We start from the raw sequence: 9,586 nt of genomic DNA, 5'->3' as shown, positions 1-9,586 counted from the left end.
CCCAGGCGCAGGTCGGCCACACCCTCGCAGCCGTCGTCGCCCATGCCGGTGAGGACCACGCCAGCGGCAGACCGCCCGTAGACGGCGGCCACGGATCGGAACAGCACCGTGGCCGATGGCCGGAACCCGCCCATCGCCGGGGCGTCGGAGAGCACGACCGAGCGGTGGGGGCCCACCTCCAGGTGGAACCGGCACGGGGCCACGTACACCACGCCGCCGGCGAGCGGCTCCCCGTGGGCGGCCAGCTTCACCGGAAGGGCCGTCCCCGAACCGAGCCACGTAACCAGGCCCTGGCTGAACCCCTCGGCGATGTGCTGCACCACCAGCACGGGGACGTCGGTGTCCCGGGGGAGCTGTTCGAGCAGCCGGTACAGGGCGGCCGGCCCACCCGTGGAGGCGGCAACCGCCACCACGTCCACGCGACCGCCCAGATGCGCTCTCCGGGCGGTGGCGTCGGGCCCGCCTGCGGTGGGGGGTTCGCCGCCGTCGACGGCGGGCCAACGCCGCCGCACCACCGCAACCTGCGACAGCGCCTTGGCCAGGGTGACCAGCCGGTGCGCCTCGGCGTCGAAGGACGGAGCGCCGGGGCCGGTGGGCTTGGGGAGCAGGGTGAGGGCGCCGAGGCGTACGGCCCGCAGGCTCATCTCGACATCTCGCGGATCGTGGGCGGCGGTGACGATGATGACGGGCGTGGGCGCCTCGATCATGATGCGCTTCGTCGCCTCGAAACCGTCCATCTCGGGCATGTGGATGTCCATCACCACCAGGTCGGGCCGCAGCCGCTTGGTGAGCTCGACCGCCTGGAGACCGTTGGCCGCCTCCCCCGCCACCTCGGTGCCGGGATCGTCGCGGAACAGCGAGACCAGCAGCTCCCGGGCGGTGGACGAGTCCTCGGCGACCAGCACCCGCACCCGACGGGCGCCGCTCACAGCAACCGGGCCAGGGTGTCGAGGAGCATCGACTGGTCGAACTCCGACTTGGCGATGTAGGCGTCGGCCCCGGCTTGGACGCCGCGACGCCGGTCCTCCTCACTGGCTAAGGACGTCACCAGCACCACCGGCAGCCTGGCGAAGCGGTCCGACGACCGCAGCGCCTGGCACAGGCCGAGGCCGTCCAGGCGGGGCATGTTGACGTCGCTCACCACGGCGTCAACGCCCAGGTCGTCCTGCGATCGCAGTAACTCCAGGGCATGCAGCCCGTCCACCGCTGCCACCACCTCGTAGCCGGCGGTCTCGAGGATGCTGCGCTCGAGGGTCCTTGGTGGTCAGGGTGTCGTCGACCAGGAGGACGCGGCGGGCCCGGGGGGGCGCCTCGGTGGCCTCGACGGGGGGCCGCGCCCGCTCCAGCGCCAGGCGCACGATGGTGGTCGGGTTCACCACCACCACGACCCGGCCGCCGGGCAGGATGGTGGCGCCCAGGACGCCGGCCAGGCCGGCCAGCCGGGCCGGCGGCGGCTTGATCACGGCCTCCTGCTCGGCCACGACGCCGTCCACGACGAGGATGGCCTCGCCCCCGGCGGCATCGACGACCACGCCGTCCAGGGTGGTGGCCCGCTCGGGTCCTCTCCCGGTTCCCACTGCGTCGATCAGCCAGGCCGCGGGCAGGAGGTGACCGTCCACGGCGAGCACGGTGCGCCCGGCGGTGGAGCGCAGATCCTGCGCCGTGGCCCGGACGATGCGCCCGACGCCCGAAGTCGGCAGGGCGAAGGTCGCTCCACCGGCGGTGACCAGAAGGACCCGCATCACCGAGCGGGTCACCGGGACCAGCATCGTCACGCACGTGCCGGCGCCCGCAGTCGACTCCAAAGCCACCGAGCCGCCGAGCGCCTCCACCGCCGTCCGGACGGCGTCGAGCCCCACGCCGCGGCCCGAGATCTCGGTGAGGAGCGGCGCCGTCGAAACGCCCGGGGCGAACACCAGGTCGCCGATCACCTCGGTCTCGGGTCCGACGGGGGCGCCCATGCCGCGCCGGGCGGCTGCTGCCCGCACGGCGTCGGCATCGACTCCGCTGCCGTCGTCCGACACCGTCACGGCCACCCGGTCGCCTTCGACGGACGCCGCCACGGTGAGGGACCCGGTCGGTTCCTTGCCTGCCGAGGCCCGTGCCTGGGGCGGCTCGATCCCGTGGTCGACGGCGTTGCGTACCAGGTGCAGCAACGGGTCGCGCAGGGCCTCGACGATGGGGCGGTCGAGCTCCACGTCGCCGCCCACCACCACCAGGCAGACCTGCCGGCCTGTCGCCCGCGCCACGTCCCTGACGACGCGGTCCAGTCCCGCACACGCCTCGCCGAACGGGACCACGCCGGCTTGGCGCACGGCGTCGGTGAGGGCGCGCTGGGCGCTCGCCAGGACCCGGGCGGCCGAGGCGATCTCGGGCGCCGGTGATCCGGCGACGGCGGCGTGCACGCCCTCGCAGGCGAGCAGGATCTCGCCGGACCCGCCCAGCAGCGCCTCCAGTCGCGCCGCCGGCACCCGGGCCACGGCCTGTCTCGTCGCCGGTGCGGCCGGGGCGGCCGCGACGGGCTCCGGGCCGGCCGCCCCGGGCCGGGCACGGACAGGCGCATCCAGCCCTCCCGGTCGTCGCCCACCACCGCCGTTGCCGGCAGCGGCCGACAGCGCCCGCACGATCCCGGCAACCGGGAGCTGGGAGATGTCGCCGTCCTCCCGCATCCGGCGGCCGGCGGTGGCCAGCGCGTCGACGGCCTGGAACAGCGGCTGGAGGGCCGGGATCTCCGCCTCGGGGCCCCGGTCGCGCACGTCGGCCAGCGCGCTCTCGAGGCCGTGGCCGATGGCGGCCACCGGCTCGACCGCCGCCGCCTGGGCCGCGCCTTTGAGGCTGTGGGCCGAGCGGAACAGCTCGTTGACCAACTCGCCGGCGCGGGTGGCGGTCACTCCCTGCTCGAGCGTTACCAGCCCTCGGTTGAGGACCAGCACGTGCTCGTCGAGCTCGTCGAGAAACAGCGAGCGGAGACGGGAGCGCAGCCCGTCCCGGTCGGTGGTCACTCACCGGCCCCCACGAGTGATTTCAGCCGGGTGGCGACCGCATCGAGCTCGTGGGCCGTCTGCTCGGCCTGGCGGGCGGCGGCCAGGTTCTGCTCCATCACCGCGTCGATCTCCTTCATGGCCTGGCTGATCTGAGACGTGGCGGCCGCCTGCTGGTTGGAGGAGGCGGCGATCTGCTCGGCCGCCAAGGTGGCCTCCGCCACCGTCTCGGAGAGTTCGGTGATGGTCTGGCCCGTCTGGGTGACGAGGCGCATGCCCTCGCTCACGCTCTTGGTGCCCGCCTCGGTGAGCATCACGGCGCTGTTGGTCCCGCCTTGGATCTCCCGGAGGATCTCGTTCACCTGGGCGGTGGCCCGGCGGGACTGGTCGGCCAGGCCCTTCACCTCGCTGGCCACCACGCCGAACCCGCGTCCGTGCTCGCCTGCCCTGGCCGCTTCGATGGCGGCGTTGAGGGCGAGCAGGTGGGTCTGCTCGGCGATCTCGTTCACCGTGTCGACGATGTGCGACACGGCCTGGGCCCGCTCGGCCAGCGTGACCACGCCCTGGGCGATGGAGTCCACCTGCGCCCTGATGGCCTCCATGCCCTGGGCCGAGCCCTCCACCGCACGGATCCCCTCCTGGGCCACCTCGGCCGAGTGCAGGGCGCGGTCGGCCACCGTGCGGGCCCGCTGCGCCGACTGCTGGGCCGTCTGCACCAGTTCCTCCACGGTGGCCACCGTCTCCTGGGCGGCGGCCGCCTGCTGCGTGAACCCGGTCACCTGCTGGGTGGTACCGGCCACCAGGTCGCGGGCCGCCCGGTCCACCGTTCGCGACAGGGCGGACAGCGTTCTCGACACCTGGCGGGTGATAAGCGTGGCCAGGGCCAGGGCCACCGCCAGCGCCGCAGCCGCCAGGCCCCACACCACCTGCAACGAGCGCTCGGCGCGCTGGTCGGCTTGGCGCACGGCTCCGGCGATCAGGCGCTCCTGGCGCTCGATGAACCGCCGAACGGCGGAGCGCAGCTCCGCCCGCCGCTGGAACGGGCCCGCCTCGGCCAGCCGGCTCACCTCGTCGGCGGAGGCACCGGCCCGTGCCGCGCCGGCCACCTCGTTCACCGCTGTTCTCCAAGTCGACTCGGCGTCGCCGACCTGATCGAGCAGCCCTCGCCCCGCCTCGGTGTGCACGGCCCCCAGCAACTCGGCGAACAAGACGTCGTACGCCTCCTCCAGCTCCCGCAGCGAATCGAGCTCGCGCTCGTTGCGGGTGAGGAAGTACCCACGGCTGACCGCCGAGCGCTCCGACACGTTGGCGTCGAGGCGGTAAGCGCCGGTGACCAAGGCGGCGTCCCGCTCGATCACCGTGTCCTTGGCGTCCGAGACCCGGTTGAGGGCGGCGGTGGCGACCACCACGAGCACGAGGGTGACGACCAGCGTGGCGAGGTACCCCACGAAGACCTGGCGACCGATCGTCATGTGGGCAGCGGGTCGCGAGGTTGCAGGTCTCATCGGTCACTCCTGGGATGGGCGGCGGACAGGCGCGGGTCGCGCAACACGGCCTCGGCGGACAGGACCACCGCATCGGGTGAGGCACCCAGCACCAGGCTGGCCCCGGGCCGCTCTACGGGACCGCCGTTGGCGGGGAGCGGGGCGATGGACCCGGTCGGCAGGTTCACGAAGTCGTGGACCTCGTCCACCACGACACCGAGGGGAGGCGCCGTCCCGTCCAAGATGACGACCGGTCCTCCTGAGCGAGGCGCGGCCACGCCGAGCAGGGCGCTGATGTCTGCGATGGTGAGGATCTCGCCCCGGACGTTGGTGACGCCGACCACGGCGGGTGGAGCCGACGGCACCGTCGACACGTCGGGAGCGACCAATACCTCACGAACGAACCGCGCCTCGAAGGCGTGCCGCACGCCTCCGATGGCGAACGCCACGACGGCAACGAGGTCACCGCTCTGCTCGACCCGTGCCGGCCGGGCCAGCGCCCGAGCCCGCTCGTCCAAGATGGCTTGCGTGTGGTCGAAGGGCCGGCTGCCATCGCGAGGGGCGAGGTTGGTGCCGCCTGCCGGCGGTCGTCGCGGACCGGTACTCATGCGCCCGCCCTTGTCGACGCCGTACGGGGGCGGGAATCCCCGGCGCGTGCCAGGCGGGCCAGGCGGCCGGCCGTTTCGCCGTCGGCCAACGGGACCGGGGTGGTCAGCCGGCATCACCTCGAGGACGGCCAGGGCGTTGCGGTAGCTGCGGCGGGCGGCCACCTGGTCGCCCAAGGCGTCCTCGGCCCGGGCCAGCGTGAGGTGGGCCATGGCCAGGCCCGGGTCGAGGTAGGCCGCCGCCCTGGCGGCTGCCTCGGCCTGGGGGGCGTCGGCGGACTCGAGCAACACGATGGCCTGCAGGAGGCGAAGCTCCACATGGACGGGGAAGAGAGCGACGGCGGCGGCGGCCGCATCGGCGGCCACCGCGAGGCGGCCGGCGCTGCCGAGGGCTCGGACCAGGATGACGTGGGCCTCGGCGCCGCCGGCGCCGGCGACCAGCGCGGCGGCGGCGGTCGCCGCGCCTTCGTAGTCGCCCCGTGCCAAGGCGTGGCGGGCGGAGGCCAACCCGACGTCGGCCGCGCTCGCCGCCGCGGGCGTGCCAGCGGAATGACCGGGAGCGGTGTCGACGGGATCCGGCCGGCGCGGCGCGGAGACGACGGACCGACCCCGTGAAGCCTGGCGTGGTGGCAATGGCGGCGACGCCGTCCGGCGACGCCGCTGCGGCCCGGCGGGCTCGGCCGCCATACGGCGGTAGGCCATTCCCTCGGGCGTGACCACGGTGTGGAGGCCCTCCACGCCCTCGAGGCGGGATCGGTGGAGGCGGTGAGTAGCCATCCGCCCGGGGCCAGCGCCTCCACCAGCACGCGGCCGACCGCCGCCACGGCCGCCGGGGTCAGGTAGACCAGGACGTTGCGGCACAACACCACGTCCATGTCCCGGACCGTTCGACCGGCGGCGGCATCGACCAGATTGTGCTGGCGGAAGGTGATGGCACGGGCCAGGCCCCGGTCGATGGCGAACCCTCCTGGCACCTCCCGGAAGTAGGCGTGTCGGCGGCGGTCGTCCAGGGCCCGGAGCGACCAGTTGCCGTAGACGCCGCGCCGAGCCCGCTCGAGGGCCTGGCGTGACAGATCGGTGGCCAGCACCCGGGACCGGGAGGCCAGACCCTCCTCGTTCAGCAGAATGGCCAGCGTGTACGCCTCCTGCCCGGTAGCGCAGCCCGCACTCCACAACCGCAGGGTCCCCGCCGGACCACGGACGTCGGCTCGCTCGGGGAGCGCTCGCTGGCGCAGCAGCTCGATCTGCGCTGGTTCCCGGAAGAAGTAGCTCTCCCCGACGGTCAGCGAGACCACAAGCCGGTCGAACATGTCGGCGTCGCGCTCGAGCGACCGCTGGAACTCCTCGGCGCCCGTGGGGCCGACCTCGACCATGGTGCGCGCCGCCAGCGCCACCAAGTCGGCGTACCGGGGCCCGGAGGGGTCAACCCCGGCTCGCTCGGCCACGAATCGGGCCACCCGCTGGGCCTCTGTGGCACGCCGACTCACCGGCGATTCTCCTGCCCGGATCGCACAGCGTTCAGGGCGCCGTCCAGGGAGGCGGCCTCAACGTCGGAGAGGAAAGGGCGAGATCCTGGATCAGGACCAGTCCGTCCGACAGCCTGGCCACGCCGCTCAGGTGGCTACCGCCGTCGAGGTGGTCGGCCTCGTCGATGCGATGACGGGGCACCGACACGAGCTCCAAGGCGCGGTCGACGCGCAGGGCGACGGACCGCTCCCCGACCCGGCAGACGACCAGGTGGTCGCTGAGGAGCGGTGGACGTCGGGTGAGGCCGAGCCGGCCCCGCAGGTCGAGCACGGCGACCACCGAGCCCCGCACGTCGATGGCGCCGTCGATGACGGCCGGCGCGCCGGGTAGCGCGACTGTCGCCACCACCGGGTGCAGCTCGGCCACGTCGGCCGCCGGGATCCCGCAGCGCACGCGATCGACCTCGACGAGCAGCACCGCCAGACGGTCATCATGTCCGTCAGACGTTCGAGAGTCGGTCCCGATCTGCATGTCTCCTTCGGCCGGTACCGACGCCGTGCCCTTGCGGCCGGTTGTCGGGAGAGTCCAACGCCAGCGAGTCGCTCGCCGTCTTGTCGGGCTCGGTACAACTTGGGGGATTGTAGAGGAGACTCGGGCTCGTCGATTGCATCTCCGGTTCGGGAAGCGGCGGCCGATTGCCCGCCCCGCCGCAGACGACACGACCGCCGACGCTCAACGCTTGCTCGGCCGCCACCGCGGGGAAGCCGAAGCATCCGAGGAGTGGTCGGCGGGCGGCGTCGGTCGCCCGAGAAGGTACCCCTGGGCCCACTGCACTCCGAGCGACGTGAGCGTGTCGAGCTCCTCGGTCGTCTCCACGCCCTCAGCAACGATCATGGAGTCGATTTCGGCGGCGAAGTGGACGAGGGCGGTGGCCAGCGCCCGCCGGGCCGGGTCGGCGTCGATTCCCCGCGTAAGGGCCATGTCGAGCTTGAGGATCTCGGGGCGGAGCCGGAGGATGTGGTGGAGACCGGCATAGCCGGCACCGGCGTCGTCCACCGCCAGCCGCACCCCATGGCGCCGCAGGCCCTCGATCGCCCCCAGCACGGAGTCGTAGGAGTCGATCCGGTGGTGCTCGGTCAGCTCCAACACGATGCGCGCCGCCGGCCCCCGGGCGACCAGTTCCCCCAGCTCGGGTGCCAGGGCGGTCGACGGCGAGATGTTCACGGACACGAAGGTCGCCGCAGAGAACCGGTCCACCGCCGCCAACGCCGCTTGGACCGCGGCCAGCTCCAGCTCCGTCCCGAGGCCGACTTCGGCCGCCTCCGCGAACCACTCGTTCGGGGGCCGCTCCGGCGGGCAGGCGAACCGGGCGAGGGCCTCCACGCCGACCACCGCGTTGGAGGCGAGGTCGGTGATGGGCTGGAACACCATGCGGAGCACATCGCCGGCGAGAGCGCCTTCGACCCGGCGCCGACGGGCCGCGTGCTCGGCCCGCTCCCCCCGCTCGAGCTCCGTGCGCTCGTCCAGCTCGGTCCGCAGTTCGGTGTTGTGCCGGCGCACACGGTCGTACAGGATGCGGGTCTCGATCAGGTTCTGGACCCGCAGGACCACTTCGGTGTGGTCGAACGGCTTGGTGACGAAGTCCTTGGCGCCGGCCGCCAGCGCGTCGTCTCTCGCCTCGGAGCGCACGTCCCCCGTGAGCACGATCACGGGGAGGAACTCATCGGCGGGGAGCGCTTTCCGCAGCTGGCCGAGCACGTCGAGTCCGTCGGCGCCCGGCATGTGCAGGTCGAGCATCACCAGATCGGGCTGGAACTCGAGGCAGGCGCTCACGGCCCGGGAGGGATCAGTCACGCCGTGGACGGTCCCCACTCCGGCGCGCTGCAGCACGTGCTCGAGGAGCACGACGTTCACCCGGTCATCGTCCACCACGAGAACGGTGGCACCGGCCAACGCGTCACCCGCCAGCGGCGACCACAGATCCGGCGGCGATCCGGTCACCGTTTGGCCCTGCCGGCGATTCCCATCCTCGAGCCCTCCGTCATCTGCTCGCGCGGTCCGACGTGAGCCGACGGCGTTGCACTGAGTTGCACCTTCGGCTTGCTCCTGAGTGACCGTATGGAGCCAGCCAAACCGTATACGAAATATCATGGTCCGGACTATCCCGACCTGCCGGCGGGCGTGCGGCCAGCGCAGTATCGGACTCCCTCCCCGAGGGCAGCCTGTGCGCTCCGGGCATGTCATGGACGCTAGCCCTCAAGGGCTCATGCGCTTCCGAACTGCGCCTCGCCTGGTGGGACGGGGTGGCTCCAGTGGTGACCCTGGGCCAATATCGCATCCCATCCGTCGAAGCTGCGCTGCCTGCGCGTGGTTCTCCACTCCCTCGGCGACGACGCGCAGGTCCAGGGCGTGCGCGAACCGCATCCATGGCCGTGACGATCCGTTCGCGCTCGTCGCCACCGAGCCGTTTCGTCAGCGACCTGTCGATCTTGACCTCGTCGAGGAGTAGCGCGCCGAGCTCAGCCAGGCGCGACGTCCCGGTTCCGAAGTTGTCGATGCTCAGGCACGCCCCGAGGCTCACCAGGTACTGCTGGGCGTCGACGCGCCCATGCCGTCGACCAGACTGCGGGTGAAGCTGCGCCATAGCCTGACAGGTGATTTACGGCCCTTGACCCGCCGCGCTGGCGCTCGGCGGACGGAACTACGCGCCGGTAGGAGCGGCCCAGGCAGGTCGGGGGGCCGCGTTCTGCAGGTCATCTCATCGGGGTGCGGCTCCTTTCGAGTGAGCACCTCATCCCCTTGGTGTAGGGGAGCTGACCAAGGATCCACCAGCGATGGCTCAGTCTGAGGTGTCCTGGTCTGTAGCAGGAGCACGCTACAGAAAGGACCTACGATGGCCTGCATTCCACGGGGATCGCAACCTTTGGTGCTGCGGGGGAGCCTGACCACGTTCCGGCGGCGGTGCGGGAAGCCGACGTGTCGCTGCGCAAGCGGGGCGCCCCACGAGAGCCCTGCGCTGGTCCTCACCGAGGGGGGCCGGACCAAGACG

7 protein-coding genes are annotated in these 9,586 nt (G+C 72.7%); all 7 read right to left on the bottom strand.

Features of this window, described 5'->3' with window-relative positions; all coding sequences use genetic code 11:
* Positions 1-929, bottom strand: a 929-nt coding sequence (locus tag VM242_09745; GenBank protein HVM05445.1) for a chemotaxis protein CheB, incomplete at its 3' end; no start/stop codon positions are given.
* Positions 926-1,204 (bottom strand): response regulator, encoded by a 279-nt coding sequence (locus tag VM242_09740; GenBank protein ID HVM05444.1) that lies wholly within the window; start codon positions 1,202-1,204, stop codon positions 926-928. The genes VM242_09740 and VM242_09745, both read right to left, overlap by 4 nt.
* Entirely contained in the window at positions 1,149-3,002 is a 1,854-nt protein-coding gene (locus tag VM242_09735) for an ATP-binding protein (protein HVM05443.1), read from the bottom strand. The genes VM242_09740 and VM242_09735 overlap by 56 nt, the downstream gene beginning before the upstream one ends.
* A complete protein-coding gene (locus tag VM242_09730; GenBank protein HVM05442.1) occupies positions 2,999-4,453 on the bottom strand; it encodes a methyl-accepting chemotaxis protein in 1,455 nt (484 codons plus the stop codon). Before VM242_09730 ends, VM242_09735 begins: the two co-directional genes overlap by 4 nt.
* Positions 4,454-4,482: 29 nt before the next feature.
* Complete coding sequence (locus tag VM242_09725) at positions 4,483-5,556, bottom strand: chemotaxis protein CheW (GenBank protein ID HVM05441.1); 1,074 nt, start codon at positions 5,554-5,556, stop codon at positions 4,483-4,485.
* Between the two features lie 1,032 nt (positions 5,557-6,588).
* Positions 6,589-7,014, bottom strand: coding sequence for a chemotaxis protein CheW (locus VM242_09720; protein ID HVM05440.1), 426 nt, complete (start codon positions 7,012-7,014; stop codon positions 6,589-6,591).
* A gap of 255 nt (positions 7,015-7,269) precedes the next feature.
* Positions 7,270-8,538: an EAL domain-containing response regulator gene (locus VM242_09715; protein HVM05439.1), complete on the bottom strand. Its 1,269-nt coding sequence runs from the start codon at positions 8,536-8,538 to the stop codon at positions 7,270-7,272.
* Positions 8,539-9,586: the final 1,048 nt, after the last annotated feature.

This window comes from Acidimicrobiales bacterium, assembly GCA_035540975.1.
Taxonomy (GTDB): domain Bacteria; phylum Actinomycetota; class Acidimicrobiia; order Acidimicrobiales.
Note: the sequence above shows the minus strand (reverse complement) of the source record. Positions and strands in the feature narration are given on the sequence as shown.